Origin of the sequence: Brevibacillus sp. MER 51, from assembly GCF_023714195.1 — a bacterium.
In the GTDB taxonomy this organism is placed as follows: Bacteria; Bacillota; Bacilli; order Brevibacillales; family Brevibacillaceae; genus Brevibacillus.
Window position 1 is genome coordinate 464,474 of the sequence record NZ_JAMAUS010000001.1, and the last position, 19,455, is coordinate 483,928.

Genomic DNA, 19,455 nt, shown 5'->3' on the forward strand with positions numbered 1-19,455 from the left:
CCTTCGGGTAAACAATTTGTCTTCCCATGGCAAACCTTATCCCGCATAACCTGCAAAATTATGAATCACCGACCAATCAACTCCTTGCTTACAACAAAAAGACATCCGCCCTTGTAACGGATGTCTTGCTCCTTACGATTCATCATTGCTGAGCTTTTCTTTAATCAGGTAATGGCATTTTACTTGTCCTTCCGCCATACACGAAGTACGCTCTACATGCGCGTCTACTAGCGACTCAAACAAGGAGAGCTCGCATCGACATGCTTGGCGATAGCGAATAGCTACCTGTAAGAGAGGGCAATTCGCTTCTTCAAGCGTATACAAACCATCCCCGACTTTTTCCAAGTGAGGCATGTATCCTTCTTCATTTTGTATGCTTGCCAACGTTTTCACTCGCTGGTCAAAACCTTGTCCTCTCATTACCTCCCGATAGTTTTGTAACATCCGTGCCATCCGCTTCTCAAATAATTGATCGACAAAAGCTTCCCCATACAGATCCTGAATGCCCGTCAGCATCTCTGTAGCCAACTCGCTGTAGTGACGCGGAAATAGTTGTTCAGCAGTATTCGATAGATGATACACATAGGCTGGTCTGCCTGTTCGCTGACGAACCATTCGAGACTCGATATACCGTTCCCTATGCAAAACATCTAAATGCTTACGTACTGCGACTTTTGTTATGCCGAGATATTTAGACAGTTCCTGGACATCGACCGAGCGGCGCTTCTTAAGCAACACCAAAATTTCTCGACGTTTTTCCTGTTCTTGAAAATAAACTGCGTGTCTGTTCATTAATGGACCTGCCTTAGCGGATTGCTTCGTTATACAAACGATTGACTTCCTCCCAATTGACTACATTCCACCACGAAGAGACAAAATCAGGACGTTTATTTTGGTACTGCAAGTAATACGCGTGCTCCCACACATCTACGACCAATATAGGCGTTTTCTTCTCCATAAAAGGAGTATCCTGATTAGGCGTGCTCATCACTTCCAACTTGTCTCCGTTGACGACGAGCCATCCCCATCCTGATCCGAAACGACTGACAGATGCTTTTGTCAATTCATCCTTCATTTTCTCAAAACTTCCGAAATACTTGTCGATTCCTTTCGCAATATCCCCTGTTGGTTTCCCGCCGCCAGTCGGACTCATGATCGACCAATACAAGCTGTGTCCATAATGCCCGCCCCCATGATTTCGAACTGCCATGCGAATGTCTTCCGGGATATCCTGCAAGTTACTGATTAGTTCTTTGACCGAGGCATTCCTGAACTGCGAGTGGTTTTCTAAGGCTTTATTTAAGTTGGCCACATACGTAGCATGATGCTTTCCGTGATGAATTTCCATCGTTTTCGCATCCAAGTAAGGTTCCAGCTCATCATAACGATATGGCAGTTCCGGTAACGTAAAGGCTTCCATTTCCTATTTCCTCCAATCTTGATTGTCGATTACAAGCCTAGTTTACAAGATGAAAAATATTTTGTATACATCCAAATTTGTTTCTCTAATGCAAAATTTAATTTCACATGAGGCTTGCATTGCAAACAACACCTCTCTGTTGTAAAATATCGACAAATCATCTTTCCTTAAGGAAACAATTTTTCCTCAAGTAAAATATTTCGTGCAGGAAGGAATATGATTCCATGAACGTCGTATTGGCAAAGGAATCACTATATCCAGTTTTTCAGCCCCTGGTGCATCTGGCGACAGGACATTTTTTCGGGTACGAAGCACTTCTTCGTTCCTCTACACAGCACTCACCAGAATTCCTTTTTCGAAAAGCTCGTGAAGAAGGACACTTGTTTGAATTGGATACCATGTCGATGAAAAAAGCGATTGAATCTTACTTTACGAATGTGACTTCCAACAATCATGCCCCATATTTGTTCATCAATGTGTTTCCTTCTACGTTGGTGAACCCCGCTTTCCTATCGTTTGTTACCGAGGGCCTATTTGGATCGTGGAACCGTCGAATTGTCTTGGAAATCAATGAGACCAATGAAGAAGACAAGATGTGGGAGTTAAGATTGTTGGGGAAAAAAATACGTGAGCTGCGTCAGCATGGATTCCTGATCGCATTAGATGATGTCGGCTCAGGTGCCGCGTCATTAAAAAAGATCGTGGAATATGAACCAGATATCGTTAAGCTCGACAGATACTTCGGCAATCAACTGTCCTCCATGCCGAATAAGCAAAAGCTCGTCTCGCTTTTCGTCCAATACTGCCAAGATCATATTCAGCTTGTACTGGAAGGAATCGAGGAACCAGAGGACTTAGCTGTCGCTTTGGCACTTGGGGTACCTGTTGGTCAAGGTTTTTTGCTGGGGCACCCCGAACCACTTCAAGCAACACAAAAAAGACGATGATAACTTTCTCATCGTCTCTCGTGTCTGACTATTTTCCTATCGGCTCCAAGGAAGCGTTCAGTGCATGAGCAACATATTCTTCTGCACTATGTTGAATTTGCTCATCCGAAACCCCCGATACCCCTTGGAATAAGAATGGTTTCAAGAATTTCATTCCCGTTAAATTTGCCATCGCTTGCAACGGTTTGATCAATTCGCTGATGGAATAGTAGTTGTATCCATCACGTTGATAAGCTTCCTCAGGTCCGCCCGTAGAAATCGCGAGGAGAAGCTCTTTTCCATGCAGCTTGTTTCCTTCAGATCCGTAAGCCCAACCATACGTCAACACAACATCCTGCCACTGTTTCAACAGGGCCGGTGTGCTGTACCAGTAAAGCGGAAATTGAAAAACGATACGATCGTGCTCTTGCATCAGCTTTTGCTCTTGTTCAACATTGATCTGAAAATCCGGATAGGCAGCGTATAAATCGTGAACCGTTACACTTTCTTCTTGTTGTATTCTTTCCTTCCATGTTCGATTGATTCGAGATTGAGACATGGTAGGGTGTACTGCGATGACGAGAGTTTTCATGGAAATCCTCCAAAAATTTGGTTTGTACATACAAATTGACAAAAGTCTAGGACACTGTCAACTATCCCGCAACTTACAAATGCTGGAATCCAGACTCCGACTTGCTCCCTTCCAGCATTTCGACTATTTCGTGAATCATCTGTGTGACTGATTTTACCTGATCGACAAAACGAGTAATCTTTGATGGCGTCATGTGAAGAGTTTGCGCCAATTGAGTCGGGGTTACCTTTTCCTTTTCGTTAACAGCCAACATGAGATACGCATGAGTAGGAGAAAATCCTATACGCGATATTTCGGTCAAATGTAAGCGAAAGAAAATCCCCCACAAGGAGGGATTACAGTCGAAACATTTGCTGTTCCGCGTATTGTACCAAACGCTTCGTCATCTCTCCGCCGACAGAGCCATTTTGGCGTGCTGACGTATCTGCTCCCAACTCGACTCCAAATTCAGCAGCGATCTCGTACTTTAATTGATCTAATGCTGCACGAGCTTGTCCATACACCAGGGAATTCGAACGTGCCATTGCTGTTCACCTCAGGTTTTGATTGTTTTCGTGAATGGTAGTATGTGCAGATTATGGTAGCGTATTCAAACATGCTCCGATTGTCGATTAATCCAGATCAATAGCCCAACTGACTAACTCTTCATCTTCAATATTAGATGGATTCTTGTAGATATAAGAGTAATTTTTTCTTCCATACGATGCTCCACACCTATCTCTTTCTTTGTATGACATACCAAAGCAATCATCCTCCCTAAAAACAATCAGATTCTCGAAGTATATTTGCTCGTTTATCCTTTCCATCGATTTGGGTGTCGAGTGGCATTTACTTACGAGGAATAACAGTCGAATAAGCATTGATGATATCCGGTACATACTCATCCGTCAATCGTATGCCTCCAAGAATCATTTCCTTTTCTTCCGCTGAAACACTGATCACCGCATTTTTCGCAAGCCATCACCCATCGCTCCCCAAGCTTCTGCAGGCGATTCATATCCCATTGCACGTCTTGCTCACATGTTGGACAGGCTATGATTTTCATCGTCTTTCCCCCCTGTATCCACGGCTTCCTTTTCTTGTATTTTACTAGAATGGACAAAAAGACACTAACCTCGTGTTAGTGTCTTCTCACATGATCTTTGTGATGGGTAGATTCCTAAGGTGACGAGAATCCCCCCATATATGTAAAGCTTATCTCCCGAACCTGCACCTGTTGCCTGCCAACAGGGCTCTCCAGCACAACAGAATCGTGTGGAGCCGCTAGCAGCAGTTGCCTGCCTATAGGCGATAAGAATGAAATTCTGTTGTTATCCGGGTCAATGTCTGTGGGATAAACCACAGTAAATGACTCCTCAAATTGATCTTCTTCAAATAGCACTTTAACGCTGCTGCCTAATAACGTAATTGCTTTAAGCGATTGAAAGAGTGCGCTGTCTTCTTTTGCCAAAAGGCTTTCGAGTGTTTGCTTGTAACGCTCGACAATCTCATCGATGGCTTGCTTTTCTTTCCCATAATTGCGTACATATTGATCGTAAAAAAGTGAATACTGCTCGTCAAAAAAGACAAGCTGGTTGATCAGATGATTTCTGGTGCCGTTCAAAATACTAGGGTTCATAGTAGATTTCACCCCCCAGTTGCTTTTCATAAACATGTTTGATGAGCGTAATATTCTTCATCATCGGAAAAACCCTCCTTAAAAAAATAGCCCCCGAAGGGACTCTTATCATTGTATCAATAATTTCAAAATGATTCCATCGACTGTTTAGAAATGCTTTACAAAGGATGGTCAAAACGCTCGCGAACTGGCATGAAGAGTGCTTCTTCCATTTCCGCTGCGGGTAGTGGGTGGCTAAAGTAATACCCTTGGATTTCCTTACAAGCATTCTCTGTGAGAAAATCTAACTGTCCCTGCGTCTCGATTCCTTCCGCAATGACATTCATGTTTAGATGCTTCGCCATGGAAATGATCGTTGCGACGATCGCCTGATCACTCGGATTCATCGTGATATCTGTAATAAACGAACGATCAATTTTTAGTTTGTGAATGGGTAGCAGCTTGAGGTAGCTGAGCGAGCTGTAACCTGTTCCGAAGTCGTCCAGACTAATTTTCACGCCATATTCGTGCAATTCCTTTAAAATTTCTGTGGAAAGCTCTGCGTCCATCATCATGCTTTCCGTTATTTCCAATTCCAAGTACTGCGGTTCGAGTCCAGTCTCCACAAGGATTTGTCGGATATAGCCTACGAGATTGGGTTGGTGGAACTGACGAGAGGACAGATTGACTGAAACGGGAATCAAGGGTCCACCCGCCTCATGCCATTTTTTCATTTGCTTGCAGGCTTCCTTTAATGTCCACGTGCCTATCTCAAAGATCAAGCCCGTTTCTTCCGCGATCGGGATAAACACGCCAGGTGACAGGGTTCCTTTTGTCGGATGATTCCATCGGACGAGCGCTTCCACGCCAATGAGCAGATTGATCCCCGTTTGAATCTGTGGCTGGTAGTACAAAACCAGCTCGTCATTCTTTACCGCTTTTCTCAAATCCCTCTCCAGTTCAATACGCATCAACACTTGGTCATCGAGCTCATTGGTAAAAAACTGAAATCCGTTCTTCCCGTTTTTCTTCACTTCGTACATGGCAGCATCAGCATTTTTGAGCAATTGCTCCTCACTGCATCCATGATCGGGATACACCGCGACACCAATACTCGCCGAGACATAATAATCTTTTCCCTGCAAGAGATAGGGGATCTCGATTTCCTTGACCACCCGATCAGCCAACGTCGAAAACCCGTGATCATCTTCGACATTTTGGCAGATCAGTGTGAACTCATCACCACCCATACGGGCAATCGTCACATCGAATCCTTCCGCGCTTTTTTTGATCCGATCACTTACTTCTTGCAAAAAGCGATCCCCGTACGTATGGCCCAAAGAATCATTGATCATTTTAAAACGATCGATGTCCAGTACCAGCACCGCAAATCGCGTCCCCTGTTCGCTATTGCTGCCAATCGCTTCCTGCAAGGCTTGATGGAGCTTTCTTCTGTTCGGCAAGCCGGTTAGTTCATCGTGGAACGCCTGATATTCGATCATCGACTTGGCACGCTGCTCCAGCATACGTGTCTGGTCTTCGTAAGCCTCCAAAACTAATTGCTGGTCAAAGCTGAGCAGCTTTGTAATAGCATGAACCAATTTTTTTGAGTCAGGATTAACGTCTTTCCGATCATCTATTATTCGCATGAGTGTACCTAATAGGTTTTGAAAAGAACCCATGTACCATTTGGGAGGAAGCCCGATTTTTCGATGGACCATCGCAATCTTCATGCGTTTTTCAATGAAGGCAGGATCGATCCGGCCGTCAAACATCTCGATTAAATGATTTTTTAAGGTTTGACGTAATCGTTCAACGGTAGTGTGCTCTATCACAATTTGTTTCAAAGAGTCCACATGGAGAATCGATTCATAAAAAGAAGAAGTAATCTGCTCAATTTCAGTCTCAATGACAGGGCGAAACGCTGCGATTAACTGCAAATCCTCTTCCGTCAAGTTAATCATGTTCATTTGTGCGATAACTTCGGTGTTTCCTTCTATTAATATCCGTGCAGAATCGTTTGCCGGCGAATTCGACGGTTGGCAGCATGCAGCGCTGTTTTCTTTGGACGAATTTGATGACTTCTGCATTTACATAGATTCTCCTTTTCCATAGAACCAACGTGCGTATAGGCTCATGCTTATTCACAAATATACATTCGACATAATTCTACATTGTCCTCCCATGTTTATCCATGGCAATGATGAATCTACCTCTCGGTGAAAAGGAAAAAGTCTGTACGATTTATGTACAAACTTGAATGTTCACGCTACTTTTTCAGGATTTTCAAATGCGTCAGCTAAACGCTCAATTATTTGCTCCGCTGTCGCTGGATGATCTCGCCAGATCACCTTCATTATAAAAACGGCAAAAAATAAGCACAGTGGAAAATGAATGCTCCCACTGTGCCGTCTCTTCCCCGTCTTTTATTGTCTGACCATACCCGGTTGATGCTCACCTTTTCCGTATGGATTATTGCCAATTAATACGATCTTATCATCTTCAGTAACCAGCACATGATAATGAGAGCCTGGTCCTTCGATCGCATAGTTGTACGAGGAGGAAATCAGTCTAACGGGAGCCGCCACTTTTTGCTTTTGAAGTGGTTCCCAATCATGTTCGAATATTTGCCCATCCTTGGTAATTCGCAAACGTCCGCTCATCATGGCAATGCCTTCTTCCGATTTGGGTTCCAGCTTCACTTTGATAGCTCCTGCATCTTTTCCTTCGCTCTCAGGGTAAACCTGAATTTCCTGAACCTTGCCTGCATCATTGATTGCCCAAACTGATGCGATATCCTTTGTATAACGGACAAAGTACTCAGGTGCTAGCTCACGAATACCTTCCAAACCTACTATTTGCGCAAATGAAGTGAACGGCTCATCATTCTTCCGTTCTGCGTATAATACCTGACCATTTTTCGTCACAGCAAAAAACGTATAAAGATTAGCATAAAGCTTGGTCACATCTGCTGCCATTTTTGAATCGATTTGGAGGGTTTCCACTTTTTGTGGGCGCAAGTTCGTGATGACATATACCCCTCCGCGTTCTGCGGAATCGAAGCTGAATTCTACCGTCAGGAATTGGTCATCTTCCGTACGCAATAAGAGATGCTCCTCCCCACCAACAAAATCCTTGATGCGAGAAGGCAACGCCAATGTCTCACAATTGCTAAATTTACTGGTCCACAACTGGATTTGTCCGTTCTCATTCAAGGTAACCGGAGAATCCAGGATAGTATCCATCGTTTTTACTTTGGTAGGTCCTTTCACTTCATATGGCACTCGATCTGCGCCAAAACTCCATACAGAACCATCCTTCCGAACGAAGTACGGTTGATCCAGCTCAGTTACTACCTGTTTTACATCACGTAATTCGCCAAATTCTGTCCATTTGTCAAAGGTAACAGGAATTCTCCCCAGCTGTCCTGTCATATTGCTGCCAAATGAATAGACGTTTCCTTTTTTATCGAGAGCAATCACATGGTCGGTACCAGCTTTTACGTCTGTAATATCTGAAAGACCTGCTATTTTGACAGGCTCCTCCAGATCATTATCCAGATTCGCACCGATCATTCCAAGGGTATTATGTCCCCAACCCCAAACCGTTCCGTCCGCTTTTACGATCAAATACAATCCTTCTCCGCCAACTGCCATCCGCATCGCACCATCTGCATGAGCAGCACGCACTACTTTTTCATTTTCTTTTGCATTGTAGCTGTACATTTCGCCCTTTTCTGTTTGGATCAAGGCGCGATCCGTATAATCGATGGCTATCTGTTTGACTTTCCCGGGGATATCCATGACCTGCAGATTTTCTGTGTTCAGCTCTCCGGATTTGCCATCGAGATAAAGCAGTTTCCCTTGGTCATCTACTAGAAACAAGGAAAAAGCTGAGCTATACATGTCACGGATATTCGAGAGCTTCGTCACCTTTTCGGCTGCTTTCGCTCCTTTTTCCCATTTCGATACAGTACCGTCTTCTTTCAGTAAAAAGAGTACGCCGTCATGAAGGTCGATCTGCTGAATGTTCTTGATTTTGTCCAGACCGGCCAGTTTTTCTGGTGCTTTCTTCTCATCGATCTGCCATACTTCACCGGCGCTCGTGAGGACATAATCCGTCATGACTTGCTTAGCATCTTTGATCCCGGCTAGCTTGTGCGGTTCATACTTCTTGTCAGATTGAAAGCCCCATTTCCACACTTCCCCATCCTCGGTGAAGGCATAAGAAATGCCTGGCCTCCACCCATAGCCTGCTTCATCAAAAATGACGCCTGTTGCAATCGAAGTAATCCCTTCCAGTACCGGCTTATTTTCCAACGGTTTCCAGAATTTCGTCGTTATGCTCGAAAGATCCGCTTTCGCATTATCTTGACTGCAAGCCTGTAGCTTCACCTCGGTATTGCCCTTCGCATCAACCGAAGCTTCTACTTTATGGGAAGCTACCTTCGCAGGGGATGCAGCAAAGACCCCACCCGTCGTCAATAGGGAGAGTACCGCGGTATAGCTCAACAGTGCTACCCATTTCTTTTTTCGTACCATCATGAATCTCCTCGCCATCGTCTAATGTAAACAATTGTAAGACGCTGGAAACTCGAATTGCGTCACTGTTTTTCGATTACTTTAGTACGCTTCCCACTGTTTCAGTCCAGATTTCCCTCTGATCTAGCTCAATTCCCATCAGCATGTAATTACTGATATTATCGACGACGAGTGCTAGAATATGAGCTTTTGCTACGACACGATCAGGTTTGACGACACCTAACTCTATCCCTCGCTCCAGTAAGGAGGTAAAGCCCTGCAAAAAATCTTCTTGCATCAGACGCAGCTTGTCTCGGTACTTCTCTTTTTGACTGACAGACAGCAGAAATTGATTGAAGACACGTAAAACCGCATAATCCTCTTCCTCGCTCGGCAATAGCTTCAACCCAGTTTCGATAAGGAGTTCCGCGAAATTGTCAGCTGTAAAATCTGTAACGGTGAAAAAATGGGAGAATGTATAGTTTCCAAACAGTTGATCAAACAAATAATCGAGAAGTGCTTCCTTTGATGCAAAGTGGTAGTAAATCGCAGGCTTCGTGATCCCTACTTCAGTAGCAATCATCGTTAGACTTGTCTTTTCAATCCCATGCTCCGCAAACAATTGAAAGGCTGCATCTACAATATGTTGATGTGTTTTATTATCTTTTGACATGAATGACGTCTCCTTTGGTAAATCAATCCGATACGTTTTAGCCTACTGATTGTTAAGTAAAATTGCAACAGGATACAAAAAGAGCTTTGCCATGGATTTAGCAAAGCTCCACTGTTCATTCGGTAATGTTGTTCTCGGGTCATCAGTAAGGCTTGGACGGACGGGACCGTTGTTCGGCTTCCTTGACAGCCGCTCCAGGATTTGTTGCCCCCATCGGTCCGCCCATCTCTTTGCTATTTCCGCCATTGCCCTGTGCAACTCCAGCTTTCAAACGCTGACCGTACTCTTCGTCACATTGCGAGAAGTAGCCAAGCATTTTCTCTTGAATACGAGGATCACAGGAGAGAAGTGCATCCGTCAGATTGGCAATGAGGTCTTCTCTTTCCCAGTCTTCCATGAGGCGATAACGTTCTCCCGCTTGTTTGAAATCGTTGGTGCGATCAATTTTTTGACGAACGACCTTCCCTTCCACTTCTGGCTGATGATCAGGAGCTGCTTGCTTGGCTTCCTGCAATCCGCCAATCGTTGATGGCTCATAGTTAATATGCCGCTGCGTCCGATCCACTCGATACAGCATTTGGCCGCCTTCCTGATTGGTAGCGACATGCTTTTTGGGCGCGTTGATCGGAAGCTGCAAATAGTTGGCGCCGACCCGATAGCGTTGCGTATCGGAGTAAGAAAAGGTCCTTCCTTGCAGGAGCTTGTCATCAGAAAAATCCAGTCCATCCACTAAAACACCTGTCCCAAAAGCTGCTTGCTCGACCTCAGCAAAATAGTTATCCGGGTTTTTGTTCAAAACCATTTTGCCTACCGGAAGAAACGGGAACTGATCATCGGGCCATATTTTCGTTGGATCAAGCGGATCAAAATCGAGCTCAGGATGATCGTCATCACTCATGATCTGGACGCACAATTCCCACTCTGGATATTCTCCTCGCTCAATCGCTTCATACAAGTCTTGTGTGGCATGATTGAAGTTTTTCCCTTGGATCTCTTCCGCCTGTTTTTGTGTCAAATTCTTTATCCCTTGCGCTAACGGCTGCCAATGGTACTTGATCAGGACCGCATTGCCTTCATGGTTTACCCACTTGTACGTATTTACGCCAGAGCCTTGCATTTGCCGATAGTTCGCTGGTATTCCCCACGGGGAGAACAAAAACGTAATCATATGCATAGCCTCAGGCGTGTTCGAGATGAAGTCAAAGATCCGTTCCACGTCCTGGATGTTTGTGACAGGATCAGGCTTGAATGCATGTACAAGATCAGGAAACTTCATCGCATCCCGAATGAAAAAAACTTTGAGGTTATTGCCAACCAGATCCCAGTTCCCATCCTCTGTATAAAACTTCACCGCGAACCCACGTGGATCGCGTAATGTTTCGGGCGAATGCGTGCCATGATTAACCGTAGAAAAACGCACAAACACAGGCGTTTTTTTCCCACGCTCCGAAAACAGCTTCGCCCTCGTGTATGTAGAAACTGGCTCATCACCTACGGTTCCATACGCTTCAAAAAAGCCATGTGCTCCTGCACCTCGACTATGCACGACACGTTCAGGTGTTTTCTCTCGATCAAAATGCGTGATTTTTTCAAGAAAGTCGTAATTCTCCAGAACGGTTGGCCCGCGATTTCCAACTGTCCGCAAGTTCTGGTTGTCTGTGATCGGATGGCCTTGACGATTCGTCAGGATATTTTCTTCTGCCTGGTTGATGGACTTTCTGCTGTCATCCATATGAATCCTCCCTGTCCAGTTTTTCTCATGTGTGGTTCATAACCATGGTTACCGAATGAGGGATTCTTTATGCGAAAAGACTAAATCGCTTCGTACGCAAAATCATCGTTAAGCACTGGAACTGAGCCACTCTGATTCCATTCCGCTGCCAGTGAGACATCTTCCAGGTAGCCCATACTGATCAGTTCTTGGCCGGAAGCACACTTCTGCAAGTAAGCGGGAAGAAGACCTTGAGCAGATCGAAAGGCTGCCACCGCCATTTCAGCCTCTGGTGACAAACGATACCTCTCTAGTTCGTGAAGCAGCGCACCTGCCGCAATCATATCCTCAATAGCGGGTCGCAATGCTCCATTTCCCCACCGTTCACCGCAAGCAATGACCGTTATCGTTCCTTTCTGCTGTTGTATGTATCTTGCTACGGATGGCGCATTACGCAAGCACGCGGCGACCACCCTCGCCCCGGTTTTCTTTGCCAACACGGTACAGGTCGATCCGTTTGGTGAGGGTAACACCACTCTACTTCCCACCGGAACCGTTTTCAGACAGGCTGGCGAAAGGGAGATTGGTTCGCCGCGTTTTCCAGCGAGCAGCGCTGCTTTTTGTTTGGCGAATGCAATGGCTGACTCATCCTGTACCAGATAAGGATAGACGATACCCCCACGTCCCGTTACGATATCTACACACGTACTGAACGAGAGTACATCGATAATAACGATCATATCCGATGCTGCTCCGACCTGTTCCACCCCTTCGTATCCCCAATCAAATCGAGCCGTATAGTCTAGTTGCTTGTATACAGGCATTTCTCCCAAACCCTCCACCGTCCTCTATCAAAAATAGTTACTCGTCCCCTTACGTTCGCCGTTACAAATCAAGACAAGAAACAATATCGTATTATTGTCCCACTAGATTACACAAGAATGGAGTGAACATGGATGTCTGAAATCGAATACGACGACGATCAAGGTAATACTGAAAGCAGAAATCACAGACGCCCAAGAAGAAATACGGTGAGAACGACTGGTATTTTGCAAAATAACCTCGCCCGAGCTGTCACTGCTCACCTCGACCTGGTAAACCTGAACACAGAAGAGGTTGAAGTACGTGTGCAAGTATTGAACTGGGGTAACGCCGTTACGCAAACGAATCCAGTTAGCACCTTGCTTGACATTACGCAATTTATCCCTGCGAATACTCGCACTGCTTTCAATGCGCTTGTCCCCGCTTCTTTCCACTATGAAGTTCGCCTTACCGTAGCAGAAAACAACAGAAATGTCCTTCTCACCACTTATGGCCGTACTTCTATCGGCGGCGGTCAAGTTGTTGGTCTTACCGTTCTTGACAGTCAATTCCAAACTGTCGATATCGAAACTTGTATTTAACTATTTTGCAGGAAGAAAATGAGGAATTATGGTGGGACGCCATAGTTCCTTTTTTAATGATTCGCATGCACGAAGAGGCGCTGGGGACTATCCCAACGCCTTTTTACTTCTATTTTCTCACGACAAAAAAACTGCCCTCGAAAGGACAGTTTCTTTTAAAAGGAGACTTACAGTTTTACTACGTTCTCAGCTTGTGGGCCACGGTTGCCTTGAACAATGTTGAATTGAACTTTTTGACCTTCGTCCAAAGTTTTGAAACCGTCACCTTGGATTGCGCTGAAGTGTACGAATACATCGTCTCCGCCTTCTACTTGAATGAAACCGAAACCTTTTTCTGCGTTAAACCATTTTACTGTTCCGTTCGTTTGCATCTAAAAAAACCTCCAAAAATTCAATTTGAATATGCTAGTCATATTTACCGAAGCAAATAAAGCTCACATATCATGAAGAAATACCAAATCATGTGCTGTGATACGCCTTCATGATATGTGAATTTTACTTACTCAGCAAATATGCGAATGTCATAGGACGGAACTGCAAAATTAAAAACTAAACCTTTTGAAAACCTAAAACAATGAAAGCCCTTCCTCTCTTCCATCCTTGCGGCTCCGATGACCGCGCCAGTGTGAATCGGGGATTCAAAAATGTTATCCATCAGCATACAAACACCTCGATGAATGATTAGGTATCAATTTTCCAAGTAGCAACCTCATTCTACCATGGTTGTCCAATAAAAGCAACCGTTCAGCCTTATTCTGGACGAAGCGGTACTCTGTTACAATAGGATTGGGAGGGATTACATTGGAAAATCATATTTTGACAACCATTCAATTATCCGAAATGCTTGAAAAGAAAGTGCCTGTACTTTTATTGGACGTACGCGACGCCGAGAAATTTATTTCCGGCAGCCTCGTTCACGAAAACGCGTCGGCGCGAAACGTCCCTTATCTTCTTATGAAGGAACAGGACAAGCCACTTGATGAAGAAACCGAAAAACTCGCGCAAAATGTGCAGATCGTTACCTTATGTACAACAGGTAACAAAGCTCAAAAAGCTGCGGCTCTGCTTCGTGAGCATGGTTTTCATGCGAATGCATTGGAAGGCGGCTTAACTGCATGGAAGGAACAATCAAACGAAGCGAAATGAGCCTAATTTATCAACGATTCTAGCTAGTTGCCATATATTACTCCTTTATTTCGATTGGGATTGTCTGATATCGTTGTTCATGCCAAACGAAATAAGCCGAGACTTCCTCTTGAAAAGGAAGTGCGGGGGACTTTTTTGTGGATGAGTTATTCCACATTGGGGTGAATCGCCGAACTGGCGTAGGGTTGTTTCCTCAATCCGAATCCGACAACTAACCTCGTAGGCCAAAAAAAGGAGAGATTTGTTTAATGAAACGTTTTGGTTCTGTTACAATCGCGATGACTCTTGGTCTGGGCTTGGCTTTGACAGGGTTTGCTTCTTCTGCTTCCGCAGCATCTAACTGCCCATTGAAGAACGGACAATTCCAATTCAATGCGGGTCAAAATATGGGACAATTCCAAAAAGCACCAAATGCACAACAGTTCTTTAACTTTTTCCAAAAACAAGGCTTTGTTCCTAGCCAGCCACAAGCAGTACAGCCAATGCAACCTGTTAAGCAAGGACAAGCAACACCTGTACAACCTTGCCCGATTCAACCAGGAACTTTCCAACCAGCACCCGTACAACAAGCTCCAGCACAACCAGCACCAGTTCAAACGGCACCAGCACAACCTAGCAATAATGTCACTCAGCCTGCCGCTCCGGTAAATCAAGCGGATGAAGCTAAAACTGGTGATTTTGCGAAACAAGTCGCGGATTTGGTGAACCAAGAACGTGCAAAAGCAGGTCTCAAACCTGTTCAAATGGATGCGGCACTGTCCAAAGTAGCGTTGGCAAAAGCACAAGATATGTCTGCTAACAACTATTTTGACCACAACAGTCCAACGTACGGTTCTCCATTTGACATGATGAAGCAGTATGGCATTCAGTACTCGACTGCAGGCGAGAATATCGCCATGGGTCAACAGAGTCCACAAGAAGTTATGCAACAATGGATGAATAGTGAAGGCCACCGCCAAAACATTATGAACCCTGATTTCACAAAAATTGGTGTAGGCTTCACAAATGGCTACTGGGTACAAGAATTTATCGGGTAGAACACTGCTTGATAAACGAAAAGCCGGTGTCTCGTAATCGAGACCCGGCTTTTTCGTGTACGCGTTACGTTCGCTGCGCTTCTGCCGCCTGTTTTTTGGGGGTACAGCAGCTTTCCTGCTCATTGAGCAAAGCAACATCCTTTTGATTCATTTCTTGCTTCGTTGGGTAAGCAGATACTTGCTGCAGCTCGGCATTGACATCAGACGATTGTTTCATCCGTATGGCCCCCCTCACCGTTATTGGTGGTACATCCCTAGTATGCACGCGGTTCTAAACGACTCATTCCTAAGGAACACTGGAAGCACATGCAAATGAACCTATCTGCTAATAATATGTTCAAGGTCTTTTAAGGCAGCCGCCGCTGCCGCCACAGGATCTGATTTTCCTCCAACGACCAATAAATCCCCCATGACATCTGTTTCTACCCGTATGGCTTTTGTCGTACCAGATACAGATGCAAATGGATGGGTAAGATCCACCGCACATAAATCTACTGCGACAGATACCGTGCCATTCGCTTCCTTTTGGATCGTTCCGATCAGCTTGGGAATCTTCGAGTGCTTTTTCCACGCCTCGATTTGTAACGAGGTTATTTCGCGAATACTTGCGCGTGTTATATCGGTTAGTTTTACTTGCGCATCAAAAGCAGCGTTTGCCAAGATCGTGAGCTTCGAAGCTGTATCCCATCCATCGATATCATAGGAAGGGTCCGGTTCGGCAATCCCCATCTTCTGAGCGAGCTCGACTGCTTCTGCACAGGTGAGCCCCTCTTCCAACATTTTTGTGAGCACGAAGTTTGTCGTTCCCGTAAAAATACCTTCGACGCGTTTTACTTCACAGCCTGCCAGGTTATACTGCAACAGATCGATCGTCGGCAGAGCTGCTGCTGTTGCTCCACTCACTTTCAATGCGACGCCATGTTTTTTGGCAAGAGCGGCTAAGCCAGCATAATCGACTACAAGTGCGCCTTTTGAAATGGCGATCGCATGCATGGCATTCTCCAAAGCATAACGAATAAAAGTAAGACCGGGTCCGCCCTCTTTTTCAGATGGACCTGCCTCGATGAGCACGTCTGCTTGAGCTGACTTGATAAATTCCAGCGCGTTCCAAGATGGGTTCCTTGTTTGTTTTGTATGAGCATAGTCTGCCCATTTTCCCGAATCGATTCCGTTCTCATCGTAGAGGCCGGAAGCTGAACGAACGACTCCCACGAGTCTGACATCCGCTTGATATAGCTCGCGGTACCTCTCCCTTCGCTGCTCCAGCAGTCGAGCCACCTGCTGTCCTACTGTTCCGAAGCCTGTTAACATAATGTTCCAACGTTTCATGAGTCAATCTCCTTGCTGTTTATGCGTCGCTTATTTCCACCATTTTTTCTACTTTTATCTTGTATCCGGAGCAAATCCTTGCGATTCAGTTTCTTTCCTGTTTTCGCTGAGTAGAGCTCTTCCGTATGATCAATAAACAATATTCCTTCCAAATGGTCCATCTCGTGCTGAATACACCGAGCCAGGAAATCTTCCGCTTCGATTGTCTTTGTTTGTCCTTGGCGGTTCAGCGTCTGAACTTTGACATAATTCGCCCGACGAACGATTCCAAAAACACCTGGTATCGAAAGACAAGCTTCTAGCCCTACCTGCTCACCGGATTTTTCCACCAACACCGGATTGATTAGTTCAATCAAGCCGCTGCCGCAATCCATCACGACTAAACGCTCCGGGATGCCAATCTGGATCGCAGACAAGCCCGCTCGACCTTTCGCAGCGTAAATCGTTTGGGCCATATCATCCAATATCTTTTCGACCTGCGGAGTAATGGATAGTACTCTTTTTGAAGTTTCACGCAAGACAGGGTCCCCCAGGCGAACGATCCTGCGTTCAGCCATTTGCTTCTCCCTCCCGCATTAGTCAGTTTTCGATTTCAAGGTAGCAAATCAGGTCCTCGCTGTCAAAAGGAACCTTACAAAATCTGAAATATCCCGTTGGGCAAGGGTGACAAATGCATGTAGATACGCTATCTTTATTGGTAAAGATAGATGTTTGTATATGAAAAGGGAGGCTACCATGCATTCATTAGCATCAACGCTGAACGAAACCATCCAACGAGAAAACCCGCACGTGTATGAAATGCTATCCAATATCGCCAAGCTGATTTATTTCCCTAAAGAGGGGATTCTCAGCCAGTCGGCAGAAGCGAAAGCAAAAGCGAAAAAGTACAATGCAACCATCGGGATTGCACTGGAAAATGGTCAACCGATGCACCTTAAGGTCATCCAGGATAACCTGTCTGCTTACCAGCCAAAAGACATTTACGAATATGCTCCCCCTGCAGGAAAGCCTGAGCTGCGTGCAGCATGGCGTAAAAAAATGATCGAGGAACAGCCTGCACTGGCTAATCATACGTTTAGCAACCCAATCGTTACAAACGCATTGACCCATGGTCTGAGCATCGTATCTGACTTGTTCGCTGACAGCGGCGACAGCGTCATCATCCCGGACAAAAACTGGGAAAACTACGAGCTTACGTTTTCGATCCGCCGTGGTGCGGAAATGGTCTACTACCCATTGTATAACGACGAGATGAAATTTAATGCTGCTGCTTTGCGTGATGCCATTCTCGCACAAAAAGACAAAGGCAAAGCCATCGTCGTACTCAACTTCCCGAATAACCCAACTGGCTATACACCAGGTCCAGAGGAAGGAAAACAAATCGTCGCTGCACTAAAAGAAGGCGCAGAGGCTGGGATCAACATTGTTGCCGTAACGGATGACGCGTACTTCGGCTTGTTCTTCGAGGATTCGATGCACGAATCTCTCTTCGCTAGCCTGTGCGACGTTCACCCTCGCATTCTGCCTGTAAAAGTAGATGGGGCTACTAAAGAGGATTACGTATGGGGCTTCCGTGTTGGCTTCATTACGTATGCATCCCCATCCAGCGACTTGCTCAGCGCTTTGGAGCAGAAGACAATGGGAATCATTCGTGCGACTCTTTCCAGCGGATCACATCCTTCCCAAACGTTCGTCCTGCAGGCAATCACTGCACCGGAGTACAAAGCACAGAAGCAGGAGAAATTCGATATCATGAAAGGCCGCGCCAACCGCACCAAGGAAGTGCTCGACAGCGGTAAATACGATGACGTGTGGACCTACTATCCATTCAACTCCGGCTACTTCATGTGCCTCAAGCTAAAGACTGTCGAAGCGGAAGCATTGCGCCAGCACTTGCTGGAACAGTATGGCGTAGGTACAATCGCTCTCGGTCAAACCGATTTGCGTATCGCTTTCTCTTGCATTGAAGAAGAAAACATTGCAGACCTGTTCGAATTAGTCTACAGCGGTGTGAAAGATTTGGAAAAGGCATTGACCAAATAAATGTAACTAGCTCTATTGAACAAGCGTCTTGACCTCGTGTCAGGGCGCTTTTCCGTTTTCTTTCAAAAAAGGCCCCGAATACCCAAGAAGTATAAATACGAGGGTTTCCGAGACCTGTTCCATCATGCAATTTTATTAGCTTTCAATCGACGAACGCATACGACGAGGCTGCTGTGTTCCGATAAAAATGGAGGCGAGCACCAGGATCATTCCCACCCCATGCATCCAAGTAAATGCTTCGTTCAAGAAAAAGGCAGCCACGAGAGCAGCACTTATCGGCATCATTCCGGTGAACAGTCCCGCTTTGGAAGCCTCCACCTTCTCCACTCCTTTGTACCAGAGAATGAAAGATAAGACGCTGGCCGTAAACGCATAGTACACAAGAAGCCACCATACATGTGCAGGTACGGCACTCCAATCAAACCGCAAGCTTTCCCAGATCGCAAACGGAAGAAACAAGACAAAGCTGATGACATTAATCGCAGTCGTCATTTGAAAAGGCGTAATTTTCCCAGACAGTCTTTTGGCGAAAATCGTGAAAAGCGCTTCGCTGACGACCGCAAAAAACACGAGCAAATTGCCAAGCATGCTTACCCAGTTTTGCTCCCCTCCGCTTCCTGTGAACGTAATGAAGCCGATGCCGCCCACAGAAAGACCGATCGCCACTAAGCTGTTGGCGTGTAATTTTTCCTTGAGAATCCAGAACGAAAACAAAGCGATGCAGGCAGGTACCGTACTCGTAATGATACCGGCTGCAGTAGCAGTCGTCCACTGAACGCCGTACAACATGCAAATACTAAACAAAAAAACGCCGAAAAACGACTGCCAGAACAACACCTTGCCTTCCTCACGGCTCCAAGACATTTTCCATTCCCCACGCATAGCGAGCAACGGCAATAGGATGACAATCGCGAGCAAAAAGCGCAGCTCCGAAAACAAAAACACGGGAACATGGGAAACAATTTCTTTTCCGATGGAGATATTGCTTCCGACCAAGGCCATAGCCACGGCTAACTGTATATAAGCTAACAGCATGACGTCTCGCTTCTCCCTTCAAG

General features: G+C 45.5%; 21 protein-coding genes and 1 riboswitch. Of the genes, 5 read left to right on the plus strand and 16 right to left on the minus strand.

Going from position 1 to position 19,455, the window contains the following annotated elements; all coding sequences use genetic code 11:
* Nucleotides 1-132 precede the first annotated feature (132 nt).
* Complete coding sequence (locus tag M3630_RS01630) at nt 133-792, minus strand: helix-turn-helix transcriptional regulator (protein ID WP_251251001.1); 660 nt, start codon at nt 790-792, stop codon at nt 133-135.
* A gap of 13 nt (nt 793-805) precedes the next feature.
* A complete protein-coding gene (locus tag M3630_RS01635) occupies nt 806-1,420 on the minus strand; it encodes a superoxide dismutase (RefSeq protein ID WP_173607704.1) in 615 nt (204 codons plus the stop codon).
* A 224-nt stretch (nt 1,421-1,644) separates the two neighbouring features.
* On the opposite strand from M3630_RS01635, the gene M3630_RS01640 reads away from it, so the two are divergent.
* The gene (locus M3630_RS01640; RefSeq protein ID WP_251251002.1) at nt 1,645-2,367 is read left to right on the plus strand and encodes an EAL domain-containing protein; all 723 of its coding nucleotides are present in this window, start codon (nt 1,645-1,647) and stop codon (nt 2,365-2,367) included.
* A gap of 28 nt (nt 2,368-2,395) precedes the next feature.
* Here the strand turns inward: M3630_RS01640 and M3630_RS01645 are convergent, their stop codons facing one another.
* From M3630_RS01645 to M3630_RS01685, 9 genes are all read right to left on the minus strand, one after another.
* The gene (locus M3630_RS01645; protein WP_251251003.1) at nt 2,396-2,938 is read right to left on the minus strand and encodes an NAD(P)H-dependent oxidoreductase; all 543 of its coding nucleotides are present in this window, start codon (nt 2,936-2,938) and stop codon (nt 2,396-2,398) included.
* Nucleotides 2,939-3,273: 335 nt separating this feature from the next.
* Nucleotides 3,274-3,462, minus strand: coding sequence for an alpha/beta-type small acid-soluble spore protein (locus M3630_RS01650; protein WP_007729278.1), 189 nt, complete (start codon nt 3,460-3,462; stop codon nt 3,274-3,276).
* A 356-nt stretch (nt 3,463-3,818) separates the two neighbouring features.
* A complete protein-coding gene (locus M3630_RS01655; protein WP_251251004.1) occupies nt 3,819-3,983 on the minus strand; it encodes a hypothetical protein in 165 nt (54 codons plus the stop codon).
* A gap of 114 nt (nt 3,984-4,097) precedes the next feature.
* A complete protein-coding gene (locus M3630_RS01660) occupies nt 4,098-4,556 on the minus strand; it encodes a GreA/GreB family elongation factor (protein ID WP_047068594.1) in 459 nt (152 codons plus the stop codon).
* Nucleotides 4,557-4,714: 158 nt separating this feature from the next.
* On the minus strand, nt 4,715-6,625 hold the full coding sequence (locus M3630_RS01665; RefSeq protein WP_251251005.1) for a putative bifunctional diguanylate cyclase/phosphodiesterase: 1,911 nt from the start codon (nt 6,623-6,625) through the stop codon (nt 4,715-4,717).
* 336 nt (nt 6,626-6,961) lie between these two features.
* On the minus strand, nt 6,962-9,076 hold the full coding sequence (locus M3630_RS01670; RefSeq protein ID WP_483298454.1) for an RCC1 domain-containing protein: 2,115 nt from the start codon (nt 9,074-9,076) through the stop codon (nt 6,962-6,964).
* A gap of 76 nt (nt 9,077-9,152) precedes the next feature.
* Complete coding sequence (locus tag M3630_RS01675) at nt 9,153-9,728, minus strand: TetR/AcrR family transcriptional regulator (protein ID WP_237898430.1); 576 nt, start codon at nt 9,726-9,728, stop codon at nt 9,153-9,155.
* Nucleotides 9,729-9,870: 142 nt separating this feature from the next.
* A complete protein-coding gene (locus M3630_RS01680; RefSeq protein ID WP_251251007.1) occupies nt 9,871-11,460 on the minus strand; it encodes a catalase in 1,590 nt (529 codons plus the stop codon).
* Nucleotides 11,461-11,540: 80 nt separating this feature from the next.
* Nucleotides 11,541-12,263, minus strand: coding sequence for a 2-phosphosulfolactate phosphatase (locus M3630_RS01685; protein ID WP_251251008.1), 723 nt, complete (start codon nt 12,261-12,263; stop codon nt 11,541-11,543).
* A 207-nt stretch (nt 12,264-12,470) separates the two neighbouring features.
* Between M3630_RS01685 and M3630_RS01690 the strand changes: the two genes are divergently transcribed.
* The gene (locus tag M3630_RS01690) at nt 12,471-12,842 is read left to right on the plus strand and encodes a hypothetical protein (RefSeq protein WP_229088072.1); all 372 of its coding nucleotides are present in this window, start codon (nt 12,471-12,473) and stop codon (nt 12,840-12,842) included.
* A gap of 167 nt (nt 12,843-13,009) precedes the next feature.
* Here M3630_RS01690 and M3630_RS01695 read toward each other — a convergent pair whose 3' ends face one another.
* Nucleotides 13,010-13,213: a cold-shock protein gene (locus M3630_RS01695; RefSeq protein WP_007729289.1), complete on the minus strand. Its 204-nt coding sequence runs from the start codon at nt 13,211-13,213 to the stop codon at nt 13,010-13,012.
* Between the two features lie 430 nt (nt 13,214-13,643).
* On the opposite strand from M3630_RS01695, the gene M3630_RS01700 reads away from it, so the two are divergent.
* Together M3630_RS01700 and M3630_RS01705 are read left to right on the plus strand one after the other, a co-directional pair.
* Nucleotides 13,644-13,988, plus strand: coding sequence for a rhodanese-like domain-containing protein (locus tag M3630_RS01700; RefSeq protein ID WP_251251009.1), 345 nt, complete (start codon nt 13,644-13,646; stop codon nt 13,986-13,988).
* An 84-nt stretch (nt 13,989-14,072) separates the two neighbouring features.
* Nucleotides 14,073-14,229, plus strand: a riboswitch (cyclic di-AMP (ydaO/yuaA leader).
* A 7-nt stretch (nt 14,230-14,236) separates the two neighbouring features.
* Nucleotides 14,237-15,025, plus strand: coding sequence for a CAP domain-containing protein (locus M3630_RS01705; RefSeq protein ID WP_251251010.1), 789 nt, complete (start codon nt 14,237-14,239; stop codon nt 15,023-15,025).
* Between the two features lie 64 nt (nt 15,026-15,089).
* Here the strand turns inward: M3630_RS01705 and M3630_RS01710 are convergent, their stop codons facing one another.
* The 3 genes from M3630_RS01710 to def form a co-directional block, all read right to left on the minus strand.
* On the minus strand, nt 15,090-15,242 hold the full coding sequence (locus M3630_RS01710) for a hypothetical protein (RefSeq protein ID WP_251251011.1): 153 nt from the start codon (nt 15,240-15,242) through the stop codon (nt 15,090-15,092).
* 101 nt (nt 15,243-15,343) lie between these two features.
* Nucleotides 15,344-16,354: a homoserine dehydrogenase gene (locus M3630_RS01715; RefSeq protein WP_251251012.1), complete on the minus strand. Its 1,011-nt coding sequence runs from the start codon at nt 16,352-16,354 to the stop codon at nt 15,344-15,346.
* Entirely contained in the window at nt 16,351-16,911 is a 561-nt protein-coding gene (gene def, locus M3630_RS01720; RefSeq protein ID WP_221868505.1) for a peptide deformylase, read from the minus strand. Before def ends, M3630_RS01715 begins: the two co-directional genes overlap by 4 nt.
* Before the next feature lie 178 nt (nt 16,912-17,089).
* On the opposite strand from def, the gene M3630_RS01725 reads away from it, so the two are divergent.
* Nucleotides 17,090-18,397, plus strand: coding sequence for an aminotransferase class I/II-fold pyridoxal phosphate-dependent enzyme (locus tag M3630_RS01725; protein ID WP_232772947.1), 1,308 nt, complete (start codon nt 17,090-17,092; stop codon nt 18,395-18,397).
* 135 nt (nt 18,398-18,532) lie between these two features.
* Here the strand turns inward: M3630_RS01725 and M3630_RS01730 are convergent, their stop codons facing one another.
* Nucleotides 18,533-19,432: a DMT family transporter gene (locus tag M3630_RS01730; RefSeq protein ID WP_251251013.1), complete on the minus strand. Its 900-nt coding sequence runs from the start codon at nt 19,430-19,432 to the stop codon at nt 18,533-18,535.
* Nucleotides 19,433-19,455: the final 23 nt, after the last annotated feature.